The sequence below is a fragment of the Streptomyces scabichelini genome, from assembly GCF_011045015.1.
GTDB classification, from domain to species: Bacteria; Actinomycetota; Actinomycetes; order Streptomycetales; family Streptomycetaceae; genus Streptomyces; species Streptomyces scabichelini.
This window is the reverse complement of the sequence record NZ_JAAKZY010000016.1, coordinates 39202-58240: the sequence shown is the minus strand read 5'-3', so window position 1 is coordinate 58240 and position 19039 is coordinate 39202. Positions and strand designations below refer to the sequence as shown.

The window sequence follows — 19039 nt, the reverse complement described above, 5'->3', positions numbered from 1 at the left end:
GTTGCCCTGGTTGTGCGCCGCGGCCAGGGCGGCGTGCCTCAGGTGGCGGTGTGCAGCTTCGCGGCAGTGACCGCTGTGATGGCCTCGGCCGTGACGCCGGGAGCGGTCTCGACGAGGAGCAGGCCATTGTCGGTGACGTCCATGACGCCGAGGTCGGTGATGACGCGGTGGACGCAGGCCTTGCCGGTGAGGGGCAGGGTGCACTCGTCGAGGATCTTGGGGCTGCCGTCCTTGGCGGTGTGTTCCATGAGGACGATGACGCGCTGGGCGCCGTGGACGAGGTCCATGGCGCCGCCCATGCCCTTGACCATCTTGCCGGGGATCATCCAGTTGGCGAGGTCGCCGGTGGCGGAGACCTGCATGGCGCCGAGGACGGCGGTGTCGATGTGGCCGCCGCGGATCATGCCGAAGGAGAGCGCGGAGTCGAAGAAGGAGGCGCCAGGGAGGACCGTGACGGTTTCCTTGCCCGCGTTGATGAGGTCGGGGTCGACCTCGTGCTCGCGGGGGTACGGACCGGTGCCGAGGATGCCGTTCTCGGAGTGCAGGACGACGTGAACTCCCGGCGGAAGGCGGCCCGGGACGAGGGTGGGCAGGCCGATGCCGAGGTTGACGTAACTGCCGTCGGTCAGCTCGGCGGCGGCGCGGGCGGCCATCTGGCCGCGAGTCCAGCTCATGCGCGTACGGTCCCTCGTGTCGAAGACGCGGAAATTCGAAGGTGCTCTATGCGCTTGTCGGCGGCCTGGGCAGGGGTGAGGGCCACGACCCGCTGCACGAAGATGCCGGGGACGTGGATCGCGTCGGGGCCGAGGGCTCCGGGCTCGACGAGCTCCTCGACCTCCGCCACGGTGATGCGCCCGGCCATGGCGGCCGGCGGGTTGAAGTTGGCGGCGGCCTTGTTGAAGACCAGGTTGCCGTGGGTGTCGCCGCGCCAGGCGCGGACGAGGGCGTAGTCGGTGGTGATGCCGTGTTCGAGGACGTGGTCGCGACCGCCGAAGGTGCGGGACTCCTTCGCCGGGGAGGCGACGGCGATGCTGCCGTCGGCCGCGTAGCGCCAGGGCAGACCGCCGTCGGCGACCTGTGTGCCCACGCCCGCCGGGGTGTAGAAGGCCGGGATGCCGGCGCCGCCGGCTCGCAGCCGCTCGGCGAGGGTGCCCTGCGGGACGAGCTCGACCTCCAGTTCACCGCTGAGGTACTGGCGGGCGAACTCCTTGTTGTCCCCGACGTAGCTGCCCGTCACGCGGCTGATGCGGCCCTCGGCGAGGAGAACGCCCAGCCCCTGGCCGTCGACGCCGCAGTTGTTGGAGACCACCTTCAGGCCGGTGGCGCCCTGGGCGTGCAGGGCATCGATGAGGGTGGCCGGGATGCCGGACAGGCCGAAGCCGCCGACTGCCAGCGAGGCACCGTCGGGGATGTCGGCGACCGCCGCGGCGGCGCTCGCGCTGACCTTGTTCACGTATGGGTCCTTTCAGCCGGAGGTCAGTCAGAGGTCAGTCGGAAGCCGACCGCAGGGCGTCGGAGATGGACTTGGTGCCGCCGTGTGCGGTGAAGCCGCCGTCGACGGGGATCTCGGCGCCGGTGATGAAGGAGGCGTCGTCGGAGAGGAGGAAGACCACCAGCGGGGTGATCTCGTCGACGGTGCCGGTGCGGGCCAGCGGTGTCTCGCGGATGTTCGCCTCGCGGAAAGCGGGCGCGGCGGAGGCGGTCATCTCGGTCTCGATGAAGCCGGGATGGACGGTGTTCACGCGGATGCCTCGCGGGCCCAGCTCGACACAGGCCGCCTTCGACAGGCCGCGCAGCGCCCACTTGCTGGCCGTGTACGCGACCGGGTAGTGCCCGGTGAGCCCGGCGGAGGAGCCGACGTTGACGATCGACGAGCCCGGCGGCATCAACGGTGCAAGGTGCTGGATGCCAAGGAGCGGGCCGGTGACGTTGACCGCATGGACGCGGGCGAAGTCCTCGGGCGTGACCTCCTGGAGCCGCGCGCGCCAGGTGATGCCGGCGTTGTTGACCAGGCCGTGGACCTCTCCGTACCGGCAGCGCAGCTCTTCGGCGAGCGTCGCCCATTCCTTCGCGTCGGTGACGTCCAGGCGCAGACAGCCCGGAGCCTGAGTCACATCGGTGGCGACGACCACCGCCCCCGCCCGGGTCAGCGCCTCGGCCTCGGCCGCGCCCTGCCCACGCGCGGCTCCGGTGACGACCACGACCTTGCCGTCCAGCCTGTTCACGGCCACGCCGTTCACGGGCGCAGCCGCGGACGCTTGCGGGCCCGGGGGACCGGTACCGGTCCAGCGCCGGGCACGACGGTGTTGGAGACGGTGCCGATGCCCTCGACGGTGAGGGTGACGGTGTCGCCGGGCTTCAGCGGTGGCGGATCCTGGCGGCCGCGTACGCCCCACAGCTCGGCCAGGCAGCCGCCGTTGCCGCAGGTGCCGGAGCCGAGCACATCGCCGGGACGGACGTATGTGCCGCGCGAGGCGTAGGCGACCATCTCCTCGAAGGTCCAGCTCATGTTGGACAGCAGATCCTTGCCGACCACCTCGCCGTTCACCGAGGCGGTCAGCGCCAGCCGCAGGAAACCGTCCGTGTCCCGGTACGGCTCCAGTTCGTCGGCGGTGACCAGGTACGGGCCGAGGGTGGCGGCGGTGTCCTTGCCCTTGCAGGGGCCCAACCCCACCTTCATCTCGGCGGATTGGAGGTCACGGGCGGACCAGTCGTTGAAGACCGTGTAGCCGACGATGTGGTCGCGGGCCCGCTCGGGTGTCAGGTCGCGGCCCTCGCGGCCGATGACGGCGGCGACTTCGAGTTCGAAGTCCAGGACCGAGGAGCCGGGCGGCACGGGCACGTCGTCGTGGGCGCCGATGACGGCGTACGGATTGGTGAAGTAGAAGGTCGGCGCGTCGTACCAGGCGTCGGGGACCCCGGCCGTGTGGTCGATGCTGCGTCGTACGCCCTCGACGTGTTCCTCGAAGGTGACGAAGTCCCGTACGGACGGCGGTTGGAGAGGCGGCAGCAGCCGCACCTGCGAGACATGCGGGCCGTCCGGCTCGGCCCGCGTGGCGTTGCCCGCCTCGCGCAGGGCTGCGGGGCCCGCCCGGAGCAGGTCGAGCAGTGAGGCGCGGCCGGGGAAGGGGTGGAGGGTGCCGTCGCCCTCGACGGTGGCGACGCTGCGGCGGCCGTGGTGTTCGTACGTGGCGAAGCGCATGGCAATCCTGGGGATCAGACCGGCGGGGCGACGAAGACGCCGGGGTCGACGTCGTTGAAAGACTCCTTGGCGACCAGCTCGTTCATCGGGTTCGCCGTGCCCCACTGGTCGGTGACTTCGGGCCGGGAGAAGTCGTAGACGTGCGGATGCCAGGTGTCCTCGTCGAGCTCCTCCAACTCCGTCGTGTACTCGACGGTGTTGCCGTGCGGGTCGAGGAAGTACGTGAAGGTGTTGTCGCCCGCCATGTGCCGGCCCGGGCCCCAGACCTTGCGGGCACCGGAGCGCATCACGCGCCCCGAGCCGCGCATGTACTCGTCCAGGCCGCGCATCTCGAACGAGACGTGGTGCAGGGAGGTGTGCGGGCCCTTGGCGAGGGCCATCGAGTGGTGCTGGCTGCTGATCCGCATGAAGTGCATGACCTCGCCCATGTGCGGCGAGCTGAGCGAGTCGGACAGCCGGAAGCCGAGGTGGCGCTCGTACCAGGCGCGGGTGGCGTCCAGGTCGGGGGAGTTGAGGACGACGTGCGAGAGGCGGACCGGGATGGCCTCCTTCTCCTCGATACGCCGGTGCCTCCGGGCCTCGACCTCCGCCGAGACCTCGATGGTGCGGCCGTCGCCGTCGAAGAAGCGGAAGCCGTAGCCCCCGCCGGGGGTGTCGACCTTGCCCGGCTGCGAGATCAACCGCACGCCGTCCGCGAGGAGTTGCCCGGCGAGCGTGTCCACGTCGGCGGCCGACGCGGCGCCGTAGGACACGAGGTCGAGCCGCTTCTCGTCTGCCTTGCGGAGCCGTACGACGTACTGCTCGGGGCTGCCCTCGGCGGCCAGGAAGGAGATCCCGGAGTCTTCGGCGACCTTGGTCAGGCCCCAGACTCCGGCGTAGAAGTCGAGCTGCTTGTCGTAGTCGGGCACGGCGAGGTCGACGTGCCGCAGGTGGGTGAGCAGGCGGTTGGGCGAATCGTCGGTCATGTCGGGGCTCCTCAGGAGAGGCGCAGCAGCGCTGCCGCGTTGCCGCCGCGTACGGCGTGGAAGTGGGGGTCGGGCAGGTCCGAGGCGGCGCGCAGCGCGCCGACCGGGTCCTCGGTGCCCATGTCGAAGGGGAAGTCCGAGCCGAGCAGGACCCGGTCGGGGCCGGCCACCCGGATCAGTTCGCGCAGGACATGCGGGTCGTGGACGAGCGAGTCGAAGTACAGCCGCTTGAGGTAGCTGCTCGGCTCGGACGCGCAGCCCCGCGTGTCCGGTCTGGTCCGCCAGGCGTGGTCGGAGCGGCCGATGTGGGTGGGCAGGTAGCCGCCGCCGTGGGCTGCGAGCACCTTCAGGCCGGGGTGGCGGTCCAGGACGCCGGAGAAGATGAGGTGGGAGAGCGCGACGGCGTTCTCGGTGGGCTGGCCGACCGTGTTGGACAGGTACCAGCGGTCCAGGCGCTCGTCGAGCGTGCAGCCGAAGGGGTGCAGGAAGAGCACCGCCCCGGTCGTCTCGGCGAGCGCCCAGAACGGCTCGTACGCCGGGTCCGAAAGCTCGCGCCCGGGCGCGTGGCTGGAGATCTCCACTCCGCGCAGGCCCAGGCCGAGGGCGTGGTCGAGGGCCTTGACGGCGAGGTCCGGGTGCTGGAGCGGGACGAGGCCCAGTCCGTGAAGCCGGTCGGGGGCCTGGGCGACGTGCGCGGCGGTGCCGGAGTTGGCCAGTTCCCACACCGTGCGGGCCAGGTCCTCGTCGGCCCAGTAGTGGTAGTGCGACGGGGACGGCGAGACCAGTTGGACGTCGACGCCGGAGGCGTCCATCGCGGTGAGCCGGGCCTTGACGTCGGTCAGTCGAGGGATGCGGTCGCGGACCATCGGGCCGCTGACGGCGAGCGCCTCGGGGCCGTTGCGGCGGGCGTCGAGACTGCGGGCGGCGGCAAGCCCGGGGTGTCCGGCGACGGCCTCCTCGACCTGCGGCAGCAGGACGTGCGCGTGGACGTCGATGGTGGGGGTCGCCGGGGTGGCCAGGGCGTCCAGGGTGTCCGGGGTCGTCACGGGGTCTCCTTCAGGGCGGACATCGTGCGGCCGATCAGGCCGGGCACGTCGGCGTCACGGACGCCGTCCAGCTGCCACTGGCCGAGCTGCACCGAGGCCTCGACGACCATGCGGACACGGTCGATGCGGCGCTCGTGGTAGCGGGTCAGCAAGTCGTCGAGGGAGTCGAGGGAATCCCACGACTCCTCCGCGGTCAGCAGCTCGGCCAGCACGGAGGCGTCCTCCAGCGACATGGCCGCGCCCTGCGCGAGGGTGGGCGGGCAGGCGTGGGCGGCGTCACCGACCAGCACGACCCGGCCGCGGTGCCAGGACCCCTCGACGAGCAGCCGGTCGAACCAGGTGTAGTTGACCTTGGCCGGGTCGGTGATGCTCGCGGCGATCTCGGGCCAGGCGCCGCCGTACGGGGCTGCCAGGCGCCGCATCTCGTCCGCGTACGAGGCCGGGTCGATGGAGGCGCGGTCGCGGTTGGCCTCGACGAGATAGCCGTAGATGGTGTTCTCGCTGGTGGGGCAGTAGCCGGCGATGTAGCAGGGCCCGCCGAAGGCCAGGTCCGTGCGCTCCACGCTCGCCGGGCGTGGTGCGGCGACGCGCCAGATGGCCATGCCGGTCGGCTCGGGCTTCTCACCGATGCCGATCACCGCGCGGGTCAGGGAGTTGAGACCGTCGGCCGCGATGACGAGGTCGTAGCGGCCCTCGGTGCCGTCGCTGAAGCGGGCGGTGACACCCGTCTCGTCCTGGACCAGCTCGTCGGCGGTGGTGCCGAGGCGGACCGTCGCACCACTGACCCGGACCGCCGCGCACAGGATCTCCTGGAGCCGGGGCCGCTGCATGCCGATGGTCGCGGGCAGGTCCTCGCCGCCGGTGCGGATGTCCTGCTGGACGTGGAACACGTGGCCGTCGGGCGTGGCCAGGCCCACGGAGTCGAAGGCGTAGCCGCTCTCCCGGACCTTGTCCCACACGCCCAGCTCGCGCAGCACGCGCAGCGCGTTGCCCTGGAGGGTGATGCCGGAGCCGAGGACGTTCCAGTCGGACTTGGCCTCGATCAGGTCCACGGTGATGCCCGCTCGCCGCAGCAGCACGGTCACGGCGTTGCCGGAGGCGCCGCCGCCGATGACGAGGACGGTGCGGGGGCGGGGGTCGGTCATGGGATCTCCCTGCGGTGCGGCCGCACGACTTCGAGCGGCAGGGGTGGTCGTGCGAGCCGGATGGGTGTGGCTTCGGGGCGGCCCACTCGGCCGGTCCGGGGCGTTACTTGACGGCGATCGGGTTCACGGGGGAGCCGACGGCTCCGGTGATGGGCAGCGGAGCGGCGGTGAGCCAGAACTCGTACCGCCCGTCGGCCGCGCAGTGCTCGGCCAGGGCGTCGAGGTCCCACATCTCGCCTATGAGCAGGCCCATGTTGGGGATGGCGACCTGGTGCAGCGGCTGGAAGGCGTGGTCGAACTCGTTGGGCCGGACCTCGAAGCCCCAGGTGTCGGTGGCGATCCCGGCGATCTCGCTGCGGTGCAGCCAGCCGGCGGTGGTGAAGCTCAGCCCGGGCGAGGGACCGCCCGCGTACTCGCCCCAGCCCTCGCGCCTGGCGCGGGCCAGCCGTCCGGTGCGGACGAGGACGAGGTCGCCGCGGCCGACCGTGACACCGTGCGCCGCGGCGCTTGCGGTCAGGTGCTCCTCGGTGATGGCGAAGCCGTCGGGCAGTTCGCCGTTCCGGCCGACGACCAGGCCCACATCGAGGAGGACGCCCCGTCCGGCCACGTACGGCGCCATGTGCTCGATGCCGGTGACGAGGTCGCCGTCGGAGGTGACGACCTTCTCGGCGGCCCGCCCGTTCCAAGCCTTGCCATGGTCGAAGATGTGACCCAGGCCGTCCCACTGGGTGGAGCACTGCAGCGGCATCGCGATCACGTCGTCGGCACCGCCGAAGCCGTGCGGGAAACCCTGGTTGCCCAGGGCGGCGTCGGTGCCGGTGTCGAGCATGGTGTGCACCGGATTCGTACGCCGCCGCCAGCCCTTCTGCGGGCCGTTCATCTCGAAACGCTGGGAGAGCGAGAAGCTGACCCCGTCGCGGACGAGGGCCGCGCCCTCACGGCGCTTTTCGGCGTCCAGGAAGTTGAGCGTGCCGAGGACGTCGTCCTCGCCCCAACGGCCCCAGTTCGAGTACGTCTTGGCGGCCTCGGCGATCGCGCCCTCGGCGTCTTTCGCATCAGGCACGGTGGTGCGGTCGAGGGTCACCGGGAGACCTCCGCGACGCAGCGGGTGCGCTGGGCACCGAGCCCCGTGACGGATCCGTCCATCACGTCGCCGTCGTGCAGCAGCCGACCCCAGTGCATGCCGTTCCCGGCCGGGCTGCCGGTCAACACCAGGTCGCCGGGCAGGAGTTGGGCGGTCTGGGAAATGTACGAGACCATCCGGGCCACGCCGAAGATCATGTCCTTGGTGGACTCGTCCTGCATCGTCTCGCCGTTGAGCTTCAGGGTGACCCGCAGGTCGGACGGGTCGGCGACGGACCCGGCCGGGACGATCCAGGGGCCGAGCGGGGTGAAGCCAGGAGCGTTCTTGCAGCGCAGCCAGTCGGTGCCGATGGCGGGCATGTCCCGGCGGAAGACGGTGGCCCGGTCGGTGAGGTCGTTGGCGATGGTGTAACCCGCGACGTACTCCAGGGCCTCCTCCACCGCGACCTGGTGAGCGGGGCGGGAGATCACCGCGGCCAGCTCCAGCTCCCAGTCGGGCTTCTTGGCCCAGGCGGGCAGTACGACGTCGTCGTAGGGGCCGGTGATCGTGGTCGGCAGGCCGATGAAGACGTACGGGAGGTCCTCGGCGGCTCGCTTGTCCATGATCGCCGCGATCTCGGCGCGGGCCTCCTCGACGGTGCGCGGGTCGTCCGGGGATCGGTGCGCGACCTCTAGGTCGATCACGTGCTGCCGGTAGTTGGCGCCGGACTGGAAGATCTGCCGGGGCTCGACGGGCGCGTGCACGAACAGGTCGTCCAGCGGCAGCCAGTCACCGGCCGGCTCGTCCGCGAGGCCGCGCAGGCGAGGCAGTTCCTCATCCCAGCGCTCCAGGAGAGCGAGGGTGGTCAGCGCGGGTTCGTCCAGTGTCGTACGCAGGTCGAGCACGCGGCCGTCCGGCACCACGAGGCCGGGGAACGCGGCCCCGCCCGGAGCGGAGAGAGTGCCGATGGCCAAGGGGCCGGTGAAGAGAGGCGCCGACGTGGCTGTGGATTTCACGGAGATGTCCTCCCGATTGCGATGCCACTAATCTGGCGCGTACCTTGCGATCGGGGAAATCGATTCTCTGGATGCCAGGCATCCAGGCGGCGAATACCCAGCGCCGCAGTCTCCTACTCCGTACAGGGATTTCGCGTGAACCTGGCCAGCCTGGACCTCAACCTCGTCGTCGCCCTGCGGGCCCTCCTGGAGGAGCGCAACGTCACCAACGCGGGCCGGCGCATCGGGCTCAGCCAGCCCGCCATGAGCGCCGCCCTGGCCCGGCTGCGCCGCCACTTCGACGACGACCTGCTCTCCAGGATCGGCGGACGCTACGAACTGACCGCCCTCGGCCTGGCCCTCCTCGACCGCACCGCCACCGCCTGCGACCTGCTCGAACGCGTCTTCACCAGCCAGGCGGTGTTCGACCCCGCCCATGAGGAGCACGAGTTCACCCTGATCGCCTCCGACTACGCGGTGGCCGTCTTCGGTGCCGAACTCGCCCGCATCGTCCACACCGAGGCGCCGGGGATCAGGCTGCGCTTCAAGCAGCCTCCGACGGACATCACCGAGAACACCGGGGCGCTGCTGAGCACCGCCGACGGGCTGCTGCTGCCGCACGGCATCATCGGCGACTTTCCCGCCGTGGAGCTGTACCGGGACCGCTGGGTCTACCTCGTCGCCGACGACAACCCCGAGGTCGGCGAGCAGCTCACCCTCGACGACCTGGCCCGGCTGCCGTGGGTGACGTACCAGCGCACATACGACGCACCCGCCGCCCGTCAGATCGCCATGCTCGGTATCGAGCCGCGCGTCGAAGTCTCCGTCGACAGCTTCCAGTTGATGCCCCTCCTGGTCGCGGGCACCCGCCGGGTCGCCCTGATCCAGGGGCATCTCGCCGACCGGCTCGACGGACTCGTCCCCGTACGGGTCATGCAACCGCCCTACGACGCCGTGCCACTCCGGGAAGCCCTGTGGTGGCACCCGGTCCACACGCACGACGCGGCGCACATCTGGCTGCGGGAGACAGCGGCCCGGGTCGCGGACACCATCCACGGCAAGGATGATCGCGATCCGGGAGATCGATCGGACAGAGGCTAGGCAGGGCTTGGCCGCTCACTCATAGTCAACGCCAGATCCTCCGCACGCTCCTCTCCTCGGGGTCTCTGTGTCCCGATGGCGTGTCGTCCCCTCCCCTCGCCACATGGAGTTCCCGCATGCCCGCTTCCGTGCCTCCGCCCCCGCCTGCCTACGCGGAAACAGTGCCGCCGCCCGGTGCGATCCTTGCGCTGCCGATGTACGGTGCCGCGCACCGGCTGCGCGTCGCTCTCCTCATGGCCGGCAGCTGTCTGCCGATCCTCGGGGCCGTCCTGATCGCCCCCGTGCTGCCCAAGATGCAGGACCACTTCGCCGATGTGCCTGGCGCAGGCGCCCTGGTCCCGATGGCTCTCACCGTCCCGGCGCTGGCGCTGGGCCTGCTGGCACCCTTCGCGGGCGTCATCGTCGACCGGCTCGGCCGCAAGCGCCTGCTGATCGCCGCGACCGTGTTGTACGCGATCTTCGGCACCGCTCCGCTGTGGCTGGAGTCGCTGGGTGCCATCGTGGCCAGCCGCGCCCTGGTAGGTGTCGCCGAGGCCGCCATCATGACCTGCTGCACCACGCTGATCGGCGACTACTACAGCGGTCGGGTACGGGACCGCTACCTCGCCCTCCAGACCATGTGCGCCTCCGCCTCCGCGACCGCGTTCTTCGTCATCGGCGGTGCCGCGGGGTCGGCCGGCTGGCGGACCCCGTTCTGGATCTACGCCGTCAGTCTGCTCATCGCCCCGCTCATGGCCATCGGACTGCCGAAGCCGACCGCGGCCACCGGTGCCGCCGCCGAGGACGGGGACGGAGACGGGGAGAGCGCGGACACCACGGTCGCGCCGAAGCGCTCCTTCCCCTTCCGGCAGCTGGCCGGGATCTGCGGACTCACCGTGTTCGGGGCCCTCGTCTTCTACACCGTCCCGGTGGAGATGTCCTATCTGCTGGACGACCTCGGCGTGACGGCGACCAGCGTGATCGGGCTGGCCACAGCGATCGCCAGCGCCGCCACCGTGGCCGGCGCGATCACCTTCGCCAAGCTGCGAGGGACCCCGGGGCCCCGGCTGCCACTCGTCTTCGCCCTGTGCGCGGCCGGCTTCGCGGTGATGTGGCTCGCGGACAGCGCGCCACTGCTGATCGTCGGCGCCGTACTCAACTGCCTCGGCACCGGTCTTCTGCTGCCTTCCCTGCTCACCATCGCCATGTCCAGGCTGGACTTCGCCGACCGCGGCCGTGGCACCGGCCTGTGGACCGCGTCGTTCTTCATCGGCCAGTTCATCTGCCCGCTGGTGCTGATCGCGGCCGAGTCCGCCCTCGGCACTCTGGCCGCCGCCGTCGGCCTGCTCGGCCTGGCCGCGGCCGTCGTCGCGGCAGGCCTCTTCCTGACCGCCCGGCGCAGGGCCGCGACCGTCGCACCGTTGTCCCAGTAGCAGGAAGCCGCCCTCGAGGACAGCGCCGCCCAAAAGGGGCCATGAGACGATCTTGAAGCCCTGACGCTTCCGTCGAGCGGCGGCGTCACGCTCGACGACATGCTGGGCGACCGCGTCGACGCCGGGGCGTGCGTACCGTTCCAGGGGCCGCACGGAGGCGTGACGGGGGCGGGCCGGCAGCATTGTGGTGGAGGTGCCGCTCTCCGCGTCGTGCGTGAGTGCGGAGTGCCGCAGTCGGTGCCGGGTCCAGCCGTTCAGGTCCTCGATGTCTTCGGGTGAGGCGAGCGGGTTGGCCGGCAGCCGGGTGTTGTCGTCGAAGATCTCCTCGGCGCGGCGGTAGGAGAGCCGGGCCCGGCCTACCGGAGCCATAAATGGTTGCCTACGACGAGACTCTGGCCGAGCGGATCCGGGAAGTCCTGTCGCCGGTCGGCGACGTCGGCGCACGCAAGATGTTCGGCCTTGCCTTCCTGCTCGGTGGCCACATGTTCTGCGGCGTCGTCCACGACGAACTCATGATCCGGCTCGGTCCGGAGGGGGCCGCCGAGACACCGGCACGGCTGGGCGTCCGGCCCATGGATTTCACCGGCCGGACCATGAAGTCCATGGTGTTCGTCGCGCCCGAGGCGCTCGCCGGGGCGGCGCTCGACGAGGGGGTCTCTCGGGCTGTCGCCCACGCCCGCACCTTGCCGCCCAAATGGCCCGAACGGGCAGAACACGCTCGCGGGGCTGATGCCCCGGCGGGCGTACGGAGGGCGCTCATCCGGCCGGCTGTCGGGCGGTGTGCTCGTCGCCCGGTTCCTGGGCGGGCTCGGGCGGGGTCGTACCGGGTGGCGTGGCCCGGGTGTGGGTGGCGCGCAGGGCGATGACGGCGGCGGCGAGCAGGAAGGCGGCGCAGGCGAGCAGGGCGCGCTGGTATCCGGCCGTGAGTGCGGCGGTCTGTCCGGATCCGCCGCCGAGCAGGTGGTCGGTGCGGGCGGTGGCGATCGCGGAGAAGACGGCGAGACCGAGGGCGGCGCCGAGTTGGGCCGAAGTGTTGAGCAGTCCGGCCGCCAGACCGGCCTTGTCGGGCGGCACGTCGGCGTTGGCGGCGGTGGTGACGCCGACGAAGACGGCACCAAGCCCGAGGGACATGACCAGGAGCCCGGGCAGCAGATCGGCCGGATAGGAGCCGTCGGCCGGGATGCGGGAGAGGTAGTAGACGCCGACGGCGGCCGCAAGCGCGCCGGTGACGATCACCGGCCTGGTGCCGATCCGGGTGAAGAGGCGCGTCTTCGGCGACATCGACGTCGCCGAAGACGCCGTACAGGAAGCGTTCGCCGCCGCGCTGCGCAAGTGGCCGGGCGATGGCCTGCCGCCGAACCCGGGCGGATGGATCACGACGACCGCACGCAATGCCGCCATCGACCGACTGCGTCGCGCGGCAACGGGAGCGGGAACTGCTCGGCGAGGTGGCCGCGCTCTCGCCCGCTCACGACGACCCCGGCATGCCGGGGGAGGGGGGAACCCGCGCAGGACGACCGGCTGCGTCTCATCTTCACCTGCTGCCATCCGGCCCTGTCCACCGAGGCACAGGTCGCGCTCACCCTCCGGCTGCTCGGCGGCCTGTCTACCGCCGAAGTCGCCGACGCCTTTCTGGTGACCGAGGCGACGATGGCACAGCGTCTCGTACGGGCCAAACGCAAGATCAAGGCGGCTCGCATTCCCTACCGTGTGCCGCAGGAACACCAACTGGCCGACCGGCTCGGGGCGGCTGAACCGTACGGTCTCCACGGTGACCGCCTTCCACCTCTTGCCAAGCGTCGCCATGAACCCCTCGGACGCCCGCAGGGCGGTATTCGACGCCGGCGGTGGAGCGGAAGACGGTGCCCTTGGGAAAGGAACGCGCCTTGTCCGGATCCTCGTTCTTGATGAGCATGGCGCCGCCGGCCCGCTTCGCGTCGCCCTTGAGGACCACTTAGCGGGCGGTGCTGTCGGCGATGAGCACCTTGTCGTCGGGGGACCTCGTCAGAGGTCGGTGTCGTGTACGAGGCCGCCGGGTAGCGGGACGCGGTCAGCCGCGTCATCGCACGCCATAAACCTGGCGACGTCGGCGATCATCCCCGGGATACTGGTCGCCCATGGATGAGGTCGAAGTCGTCGTCGCCCATTCTGAGCGCGCGACTCTGCGCGTCGGTGACGTGTTCTTGAAGGTGGACGCCGATCAGGCGCGCATCGACGTCGAGGCCGAGATGATGTCCCTCGCGCCGGTCCCGACCCCGGAGGTCCTGTGGCGCAAGCCGCCCGTGCTCGCGATCGCCGCACTCCCGGGGACGACGCTCGGGCGCCTCGGCGGGCCGTCGACCGGGTCGCCGGCGGCGTGGGCCGCGGCGGGCGCCGCCATCCGGAAGCTGCACGAGGCGCCCCTGCCGCCCCGGCCGGGCCGGGCCGGCCGGAGCGTCGTCGCGCTGGTGGCGGAACTCGACGCCGAGTGCGAGTTGCTCGTGACGAACGGTGTCCTGCCCGCCGACCTGGTCACCCGCAACCGCCAGGTCGCCGAGGCCGCGCTCCGGCCGTGGACTGCGGCGTTCACACACGGCGACCTGCAGATCGCGCACGTCTTCGTCGACGGAGACGAGGTCACCGGCATCATCGACTGGTCCGAGGCGGGCCAGGGTGATGCCCTGTACGACCTCGCCACCTTCACGCTCGGACACGAGGAGCACCTCGACGACGTCATCGCCGGCTATGGCACCGACATCGACCTCGACGTGATCCACGCGTGGTGGTCGTTGCGAAGCCTGCTGGCGGTTCGCTGGCTGACCGAGCACGGCTTCGACCCCTTCGCGCCGGGCTGCGAGGTCGACGTGCTGAGAGCCCGGATGTGAGGCTGCGCGGACCCGACTGCTACGTATGCGCGTGACGCATCGAGCGGGCCATCCCCTGGGGCGATCGCCCGCCCATACTCCCGACAAAATGCGGTGCGCAGTCGTCGCCGGCAGATGACGGCGCAGCCGAGGGTGACGAACGGCAACGTCAGTCGCAGATTCTCACCGCCGAAGGCGACAAGCAGGCCGCTGTCCTGCGCGCGGAGGGCAACCGTACCGCTGCGATCCTTCAGGCCGAGGGCCGGTCCCGGGCCATCGACGAGGTGTTCCAGGCCCGTGCATCGCAACGACCCCGACCCCAAGCTGCTCGCCTACGAGTACCTCCAGATGCTGCCCCAACTCGCGCAAGGCTCGGGCAGTACTTTCTGGGTGATCCCCAGTTGCCACACGATCTCCGGGGCGGACCAAGGCGGTGGACGGCGGTGGACCGCCCTCGACGGCCTCAGCACCGGCATGAGCGGCGTCACTTTGCAGGAAGGTGAGCCTGCAGCTATCGTCATACTCAACAATGCGACTAGGTGCCTAGTTGCTTAGCGGTGGCCGTGTGCCACTTCCATCAGCAGCGTTGACGAGAGGCGGGCAGCCCCGTGTCGAGCGGTGGGTATCTGCGCTATGTCGCCCTGGGTGACAGTCACACCGAGGGACTCGGCGACGGCGACGACGTCCGTGGTCTTCGGGGCTGGGCGGACCGGCTCGCCGAGCAGGTCGCCCGCCACAGCCCTGGCCTGCTCTACGCCAACCTCGCGGTGCGCGGCCGTAAGGCCGGCCAGGTGCGCGCCGAGCAGCTCGCTCCGGCTCTCGCGATGCGGCCCGACCTTGCCACCGTGGTGGCTGGGGTCAACGATGCGTTGCGCCCGGGCTGCGACCTCGACGAGGTGGCCGGCCATGTCGAGGCGATGTTCGCCGCCCTCACCGCGCAGGGCGCCACCGTCGCGACCCTCATGGTTCCCGATGTCGGGCGCATCACGCCGTTGGCCCGCCCGATCGGTCACCGTGTTCTCGCACTCAACGCGCGCATCCGGGAGGCCGCCGACCGCCACGGCGTGGTGGTGGCGGAGACGGCCGCGCACGCGGCGGCGACCGATCCGCGGTTGTGGAGTGCTGACCGGCTGCACGCCGGCCCGCTGGGACACGCGCGCATCGCGGCTGCCGTGGCCCACGCGCTCGGTCTGCCGGGCAGCGACGATACGTGGACCCTTCCCCTTCCGGCCGAGGGGACGGACATCCCTGCCTGGAGGACCGTGGGTGCCGAACTGCGCTGGGCCGGCACCTTCCTCGGCCCTTGGGCCGTCCGCCGCCTGCGTGGCCGCTCCTCCGGCGACGGCCGCCGGGCCAAGCGGCCGGCCCTGCTTCCGGTGGCCGCGCCCGCTGGGGACACCTCCCCATCGGTGTGATGCTCTGGATTGCGACGACGCCGGCGGCTCCTCGTGCTGAACTGCGCTTCACCGGGGGTGCGCACGCTCATGCCGGGGAGAGCTGTTCATCACGATCTTCTACATCGCCATGGCGGCACCGACGTCCGGCGCCACGGCCCCCGCCAGGCACTCCCCGGCTTACACCGCACCCTCGGCGAGTTCCAGCCCCTGCGTCAGATCACCGGCGTCGTCCGCTCCATCCTCCACAACGACGCCCAGGGCGACGCCGGACTGCCCCGAGGCTGGGTGATCCTGGGCTTGGGACTCGCGGTCGCGTGCCTCTCCGGCTCCGACGTGACCCGGTTCTCCGACCGCAAGGCACTGCACCGCAATCCCGCCGACAAGGAACCGCAGCCGGTCCTGGCTCGGACACAGACCAACGACCCCTGAGAGGCCGGGCTGCTCACACCGGCCCCGGGTCATCACTTTGTTGACTAACCGTGTTGAGCCGGACCGCCGCAGTCAGCCGTCGGCCCGGAGCGCGGCTGTGCGCTGTTCGAGCCTGCGCACCGCCATGTCCCCCCACTGGAGGTTCTCCCGCTCGAACGCCATCCCGCGCAGCAGGGTGAGATACGGGCCGATGCGCTCGGCCTCGGCGAAGTACGCCTCCTCAGAGCGCCCGTCGAGCAGACGCTGCCGGAGCCGCTCGTAGCGGGCCAGCTTGGCGGTGGCCCACTCCATGCGCTCGGCGATGGCGGCCCGGACCGCTTCCATGTCGCCCGCGTCCAGGCACTGCACCTTGACAAGCAACTCGTCCCGGATCACCGCCGGTTTACCCAGGGGCTCGGCGGTGTAGGCGTGGACGGCCGTCCGTCCGGCCTCCGTCAAGGAGAACAGTCGCTTGTTGGGGCGGCGCTTCTGCTCGACGACGCGGGCCGTGACGAGTCCTTCGGCCTCCATACGATCCAGCTCCCGGTAGAGCTGCTGAGGCGTCGACATCCAGAAGTTGGCGACCGTCGCGTCGAACGCCTTCGCGAGGTCGTACCCGGACGCCTCGCCCTCCAACAGTGCGGCCATCACCGCGTTCCGCAAAGCCATGGATGCACGCTAGCAGATTAATCAATAACGCGACTAACAGTCACCCCTTCCCTGTAGACAAGCCCTAGCGGTCCCTCTAGTCTCAACCAAACCTATTAACATTTTTGAATATCCGAGGTGGGCTCATGCATCCCTTCCCCAAGGCCATCGAGAACGGCGACGCGGACGCCGTGGCCGCTCTGCTGGCCGACGACGTCGTCTTCACCGGCCCCGTCACCGTCGAGTCGTACCCGGGCAAGGCCATCACCGCGGCGATCCTGCGCGGCGCGCTCCTGATCTACGAGGACGTCACCTACATCCGTCAGATCGCCAACCCCGACGGCCGCAATCACGCCTTCGTCTTCACCGCCACTGTCGCCGGCAAGCAGCTCCAGGGATGCGACTTCCTGCACTTCGACGACGACGGGAAAATCGACGAGATCACGGTGATGGTGCGCCCGCTCTCCGCCGCCCAGGCGGTCGCCGAGGCTGCAGGCGCCCTGTCCGAGCAGATCGCCCGAGAGGCCGCCGAACAGTAACCACGACGACGGACTTCGACGGACTGAGCAACCCCTCCCGGCACAGCGCCACAACATCCCCGGCGGCTGCGCCACCACCCTTCGACGAGGCCGCTTCGAGTTCGAGACGGCGCTGCACCAGCTGTCCAGAGGCGGCCGGAAGGCCAGCCGTACACGCTGCGCGGGCCGTTCGAGAAGCTCGGCGTCGCTGACTCACTGTAGATCGTCCAGGAGCACCACCTGTATCGCGCCGTGGTACCCGGCCGCACGATGTGACCCTGCCCGCCAACTGGGCCGGCGCCGTGGACGCCTTTCGGTATACGTGCGGTACGTCTTGCGCCCGGCCGGGCTGGGCACCCTCGCCGGCGAGGGCGGCGCCCTGCTGACAAACAGCAGTGTCCAGCCAACGCCTAGTTTGGAGAGTGCAAGCTGAAGTTGCTGGTCACAGGGCTGGTGTGCGTGGGCATCGGGATGCTCGTGCTGGTCGCTGGCAGGCGACTTTGGTGAAGATCGTCGGTCATCGGGCGACTTCGCGGTTCGTGAGGACCAGCAAGGCCCTGACCAGGGCGGTCGCCCAGGCAGGGTCGGTGCGCACCTTGCCGAGGGCGCGCCAGTTCTTGAGGTGGGCAAAGCCGTGCTCGACCGGCGCCCGGACGGCCGCCAGTGCCGTGTTGGACAGCTTCTGGCCTCGCGTCAGAGGCCGGTTCCGGGCGGCCTTGTAGCCGGTGATCACCGCCGGGTCGGCGTCGGGGCCGCCGTCGTCGAGGCCGACGAATCCCAGGTCGGCGATGGCTCCGAGTCCGACTTCCCGCAGTTTCTGGGTGAGCTTGTCGTGCCGGCAAGCGGTGATCTCCGAGGTGCGCCCGGGGCGGGCCGCCGAGATCCACAGCAGCCGGCCCCGGTCGTCGGTGAAGGCGATCACGAGCAGGCCGTGGCATTTGTTCTTGCCGGAGTAGTTCTTCCGGTTCTCCTTCCCGGTCCTGCGCCGGGTGCGGACCACTGATCCGTCCAGCAGTACGATGCCGCCACCCATTCGGGCGATCTTCTTCAGGGCCCGGTCCAGGCGTGGGGCGCGGGCGGCGAGCAAGCCGATGACCTCGCGGACCCACCGGGTAACGGTGGTGCGGTGTACTCCGTTTCCGCCGGCCAGGTCGCCGGGCCGCTGGTCACAGCGCAGCACCGCCAGCACAATGGTGGCGATCTTCCCCGCGGGCAGAGCGCGCCACCTGGAGCCGATCTTCTTGAGGTGGCCGCGTATCAGGTCGGCGAGCCAGTTCAGGGTGGTGCTCGACAGCGGCAGGCGGGCGGTGTAGACGAGGCCGTCAGGGCCCTCGACGGAACTGTTGTTTTTCTTCACACCAAACTCAACTGCCGTCGAAGAGCTGTCAGTTACGCCCCCGCCCCGCACAGTTACGGACGTGCCGTGAACTGCCCGTCAGGGCGTTTGTGCAGCCAGCCGCGGTCGGCGAGCTTGGTCAGCTTCGCCCGCAAAGGTTCCAGCTTGCCGCGCACCGAGGCGTCCATCCCCAGCCGCTCGCCGACCGCCCGGACCTGCACCGGGCCGTCGGCCTCCCGCGCGATCGCCAGGATCTTGCGGTAGTCGCCGGGCAGCGCGCCCTCGGCCGCCGCGTCGCTGCGGTGCGGGATGAGCAGGACTGCCCGACCGGCCACCTTCGCCGATACCGGAGCGACAGCCCCGGCGCCGGCCCGGGCCTGTTCGGCCAGGCGGTTCAACACTCGCTCAGCGATCGCCAGTTCATCCTGCTCGGCCTGGACCTCCTGGAGTTTCTTGGTCAACTCCTCGGTGAGAGCTTCCAGTTCGTTCCGACGGGCCGTGATCCACTGCCGCTCCTGCATCCCCCGCGCCCTCCCGCGTCCTCACGGCGTGTCGACCTGCTGACGGATCGTAGGCGGGGCCGGTCGTAGGCGCCGAACCCGGCATCCCGCCGGAGCCGAACCCGCCCGATGATCTACGCCATGGTCATCGGCCGCCTACCGGCACGAGTATCCAACTCACCATTCACACCAGACCTGTGACCTGCGACTTCACGATGCACACCGCTCAGTGAGGTCACCGCCGCGCTCCAGGGCGTGTCCCGCGCCTTCAGCGAGGTGCTGCCGCAGTCGCCGGCCACCCGAGAGAAGCCCTCGGACGACAGCGCCGCCCAAGCCGCCGACGACACGGCTCAGGCCGCGGAAACCGCTGCCGCCGCCCTCGCCGACGCAGCCAAGGCGGATCGCGTCGCCTCCGACGCCCTCCCGTCCCGTCCCTCCGCCGACCACGGATGACAGATTG

The 19039-nt window shown here is 70.6% G+C and carries 21 protein-coding genes and 3 pseudogenes; 10 read left to right on the top strand and 14 right to left on the bottom strand.

Translation table 11 applies throughout. The features are described from left to right. Positions 1-38: 38 nt before the first annotated feature. From G5C60_RS07750 to G5C60_RS07710, 9 genes are all read right to left on the bottom strand, one after another. Entirely contained in the window at positions 39-674 is a 636-nt protein-coding gene (locus G5C60_RS07750; protein ID WP_165256085.1) for a CoA transferase subunit B, read from the bottom strand. Next, entirely contained in the window at positions 671-1453 is a 783-nt protein-coding gene (locus G5C60_RS07745) for a 3-oxoacid CoA-transferase subunit A (protein ID WP_165256083.1), read from the bottom strand. The genes G5C60_RS07750 and G5C60_RS07745 overlap by 4 nt, the downstream gene beginning before the upstream one ends. A gap of 34 nt (positions 1454-1487) precedes the next feature. Next, positions 1488-2225: an SDR family NAD(P)-dependent oxidoreductase gene (locus tag G5C60_RS07740; protein ID WP_420907349.1), complete on the bottom strand. Its 738-nt coding sequence runs from the start codon at positions 2223-2225 to the stop codon at positions 1488-1490. Positions 2226-2236: 11 nt separating this feature from the next. Continuing rightward, positions 2237-3202 carry a fumarylacetoacetate hydrolase family protein gene (locus G5C60_RS07735; RefSeq protein WP_165256079.1) on the bottom strand — a complete coding sequence of 322 codons (966 nt, stop codon included), beginning with the start codon at positions 3200-3202 and terminating at the stop codon, positions 2237-2239. Positions 3203-3216: 14 nt separating this feature from the next. Then, positions 3217-4167: a VOC family protein gene (locus G5C60_RS07730; RefSeq protein WP_165256077.1), complete on the bottom strand. Its 951-nt coding sequence runs from the start codon at positions 4165-4167 to the stop codon at positions 3217-3219. A gap of 11 nt (positions 4168-4178) precedes the next feature. Next, positions 4179-5213 (bottom strand): amidohydrolase family protein, encoded by a 1035-nt coding sequence (locus G5C60_RS07725; RefSeq protein ID WP_165256075.1) that lies wholly within the window; start codon positions 5211-5213, stop codon positions 4179-4181. After that, positions 5210-6358 (bottom strand): FAD-dependent oxidoreductase, encoded by a 1149-nt coding sequence (locus tag G5C60_RS07720; protein ID WP_165256073.1) that lies wholly within the window; start codon positions 6356-6358, stop codon positions 5210-5212. Before G5C60_RS07720 ends, G5C60_RS07725 begins: the two co-directional genes overlap by 4 nt. A 103-nt stretch (positions 6359-6461) precedes the next feature. Further along, complete coding sequence (locus G5C60_RS07715) at positions 6462-7442, bottom strand: cyclase family protein (RefSeq protein ID WP_165256071.1); 981 nt, start codon at positions 7440-7442, stop codon at positions 6462-6464. Continuing rightward, positions 7439-8443 carry a fumarylacetoacetate hydrolase family protein gene (locus G5C60_RS07710; RefSeq protein WP_165256119.1) on the bottom strand — a complete coding sequence of 335 codons (1005 nt, stop codon included), beginning with the start codon at positions 8441-8443 and terminating at the stop codon, positions 7439-7441. The genes G5C60_RS07715 and G5C60_RS07710 overlap by 4 nt, the downstream gene beginning before the upstream one ends. Before the next feature lie 129 nt (positions 8444-8572). Here G5C60_RS07710 and G5C60_RS07705 point away from each other — a divergent pair, with 129 nt between their 5' ends. The 3 genes from G5C60_RS07705 to G5C60_RS07695 all read left to right on the top strand — a co-directional run bounded on the left by G5C60_RS07705 (position 8573) and on the right by G5C60_RS07695 (position 11795). After that, positions 8573-9517 carry a LysR family transcriptional regulator gene (locus G5C60_RS07705; RefSeq protein ID WP_165256069.1) on the top strand — a complete coding sequence of 315 codons (945 nt, stop codon included), beginning with the start codon at positions 8573-8575 and terminating at the stop codon, positions 9515-9517. 116 nt (positions 9518-9633) lie between these two features. Continuing rightward, on the top strand, positions 9634-10929 hold the full coding sequence (locus G5C60_RS07700; RefSeq protein WP_165256067.1) for an MFS transporter: 1296 nt from the start codon (positions 9634-9636) through the stop codon (positions 10927-10929). 371 nt (positions 10930-11300) lie between these two features. After that, the gene (locus G5C60_RS07695) at positions 11301-11795 is read left to right on the top strand and encodes a TfoX/Sxy family protein (protein ID WP_165256065.1); all 495 of its coding nucleotides are present in this window, start codon (positions 11301-11303) and stop codon (positions 11793-11795) included. On the opposite strand, the gene G5C60_RS07690 is transcribed toward G5C60_RS07695, so the two are convergent. Then, a complete protein-coding gene (locus G5C60_RS07690) occupies positions 11686-12210 on the bottom strand; it encodes an MFS transporter (RefSeq protein WP_165256063.1) in 525 nt (174 codons plus the stop codon). The two genes, G5C60_RS07695 and G5C60_RS07690, sit on opposite strands and share 110 nt — an antisense overlap. On the opposite strand from G5C60_RS07690, the pseudogene G5C60_RS07685 reads away from it, so the two are divergent. Further along, a pseudogene (locus tag G5C60_RS07685) lies at positions 12155-12672 on the top strand (sigma-70 family RNA polymerase sigma factor); the annotation flags it as partial. The gene G5C60_RS07690 and the pseudogene G5C60_RS07685 sit on opposite strands and share 56 nt — an antisense overlap. Here the strand turns inward: G5C60_RS07685 and G5C60_RS53565 are convergent. Further along, a complete protein-coding gene (locus tag G5C60_RS53565; protein WP_338145730.1) occupies positions 12614-12844 on the bottom strand; it encodes a hypothetical protein in 231 nt (76 codons plus the stop codon). The pseudogene G5C60_RS07685 and the gene G5C60_RS53565 overlap by 59 nt on opposite strands. Before the next feature lie 202 nt (positions 12845-13046). Between G5C60_RS53565 and G5C60_RS07675 the strand changes: the two genes are divergently transcribed. From G5C60_RS07675 to G5C60_RS07660, 4 genes and pseudogenes are all read left to right on the top strand, one after another. Continuing rightward, a complete protein-coding gene (locus tag G5C60_RS07675; RefSeq protein ID WP_165256061.1) occupies positions 13047-13793 on the top strand; it encodes a phosphotransferase family protein in 747 nt (248 codons plus the stop codon). A 131-nt stretch (positions 13794-13924) separates the two neighbouring features. Continuing rightward, positions 13925-14222 (top strand): annotated as a pseudogene (locus tag G5C60_RS07670) (SPFH domain-containing protein); the annotation flags it as partial. Positions 14223-14380: 158 nt separating this feature from the next. After that, entirely contained in the window at positions 14381-15187 is an 807-nt protein-coding gene (locus tag G5C60_RS07665; RefSeq protein WP_165256059.1) for a GDSL-type esterase/lipase family protein, read from the top strand. A gap of 69 nt (positions 15188-15256) precedes the next feature. Next, the gene (locus tag G5C60_RS07660) at positions 15257-15598 is read left to right on the top strand and encodes a hypothetical protein (protein WP_165256057.1); all 342 of its coding nucleotides are present in this window, start codon (positions 15257-15259) and stop codon (positions 15596-15598) included. A gap of 72 nt (positions 15599-15670) precedes the next feature. On the opposite strand, the gene G5C60_RS07655 is transcribed toward G5C60_RS07660, so the two are convergent. Further along, a complete protein-coding gene (locus G5C60_RS07655; RefSeq protein ID WP_165256055.1) occupies positions 15671-16246 on the bottom strand; it encodes a PadR family transcriptional regulator in 576 nt (191 codons plus the stop codon). A gap of 125 nt (positions 16247-16371) precedes the next feature. Between G5C60_RS07655 and G5C60_RS07650 the strand changes: the two genes are divergently transcribed. Continuing rightward, the gene (locus G5C60_RS07650; RefSeq protein ID WP_165256053.1) at positions 16372-16764 is read left to right on the top strand and encodes a nuclear transport factor 2 family protein; all 393 of its coding nucleotides are present in this window, start codon (positions 16372-16374) and stop codon (positions 16762-16764) included. A gap of 496 nt (positions 16765-17260) precedes the next feature. On the opposite strand, the gene G5C60_RS07645 is transcribed toward G5C60_RS07650, so the two are convergent. Both G5C60_RS07645 and G5C60_RS07640 read right to left on the bottom strand, forming a co-directional pair. Next, positions 17261-18100 (bottom strand): transposase family protein, encoded by an 840-nt coding sequence (locus G5C60_RS07645; protein WP_165256051.1) that lies wholly within the window; start codon positions 18098-18100, stop codon positions 17261-17263. Between the two features lie 53 nt (positions 18101-18153). Next, the gene (locus G5C60_RS07640; RefSeq protein ID WP_165256049.1) at positions 18154-18600 is read right to left on the bottom strand and encodes a hypothetical protein; all 447 of its coding nucleotides are present in this window, start codon (positions 18598-18600) and stop codon (positions 18154-18156) included. A 207-nt stretch (positions 18601-18807) separates the two neighbouring features. Between G5C60_RS07640 and G5C60_RS07635 the strand changes: the two are divergent. After that, positions 18808-19032 (top strand): annotated as a pseudogene (locus G5C60_RS07635) (SPFH domain-containing protein); the annotation flags it as partial. Between the last annotated feature and the right edge of the window lie 7 nt (positions 19033-19039).

Coding starts and splice junctions, on each gene's coding strand:
- G5C60_RS07700 (WP_165256067.1), top strand. CDS start 9,634: ATGCCCGCTTCCGTGCCTCCGCCCCCGCCTGCCTACGCGGAAACAGTG.
- G5C60_RS07655 (WP_165256055.1), bottom strand. CDS start 16,246: ATGGCTTTGCGGAACGCGGTGATGGCCGCACTGTTGGAGGGCGAGGCG.
- G5C60_RS53565 (WP_338145730.1), bottom strand. CDS start 12,844: ATGCTCATCAAGAACGAGGATCCGGACAAGGCGCGTTCCTTTCCCAAG.
- G5C60_RS07730 (WP_165256077.1), bottom strand. CDS start 4,167: ATGACCGACGATTCGCCCAACCGCCTGCTCACCCACCTGCGGCACGTC.
- G5C60_RS07750 (WP_165256085.1), bottom strand. CDS start 674: ATGAGCTGGACTCGCGGCCAGATGGCCGCCCGCGCCGCCGCCGAGCTG.
- G5C60_RS07640 (WP_165256049.1), bottom strand. CDS start 18,600: ATGCAGGAGCGGCAGTGGATCACGGCCCGTCGGAACGAACTGGAAGCT.
- G5C60_RS07695 (WP_165256065.1), top strand. CDS start 11,301: ATGGTTGCCTACGACGAGACTCTGGCCGAGCGGATCCGGGAAGTCCTG.
- G5C60_RS07650 (WP_165256053.1), top strand. CDS start 16,372: ATGCATCCCTTCCCCAAGGCCATCGAGAACGGCGACGCGGACGCCGTG.
- G5C60_RS07675 (WP_165256061.1), top strand. CDS start 13,047: ATGGATGAGGTCGAAGTCGTCGTCGCCCATTCTGAGCGCGCGACTCTG.
- G5C60_RS07690 (WP_165256063.1), bottom strand. CDS start 12,210: ATGTCGCCGAAGACGCGCCTCTTCACCCGGATCGGCACCAGGCCGGTG.
- G5C60_RS07720 (WP_165256073.1), bottom strand. CDS start 6,358: ATGACCGACCCCCGCCCCCGCACCGTCCTCGTCATCGGCGGCGGCGCC.
- G5C60_RS07660 (WP_165256057.1), top strand. CDS start 15,257: ATGCCGGGGAGAGCTGTTCATCACGATCTTCTACATCGCCATGGCGGC.
- G5C60_RS07735 (WP_165256079.1), bottom strand. CDS start 3,202: ATGCGCTTCGCCACGTACGAACACCACGGCCGCCGCAGCGTCGCCACC.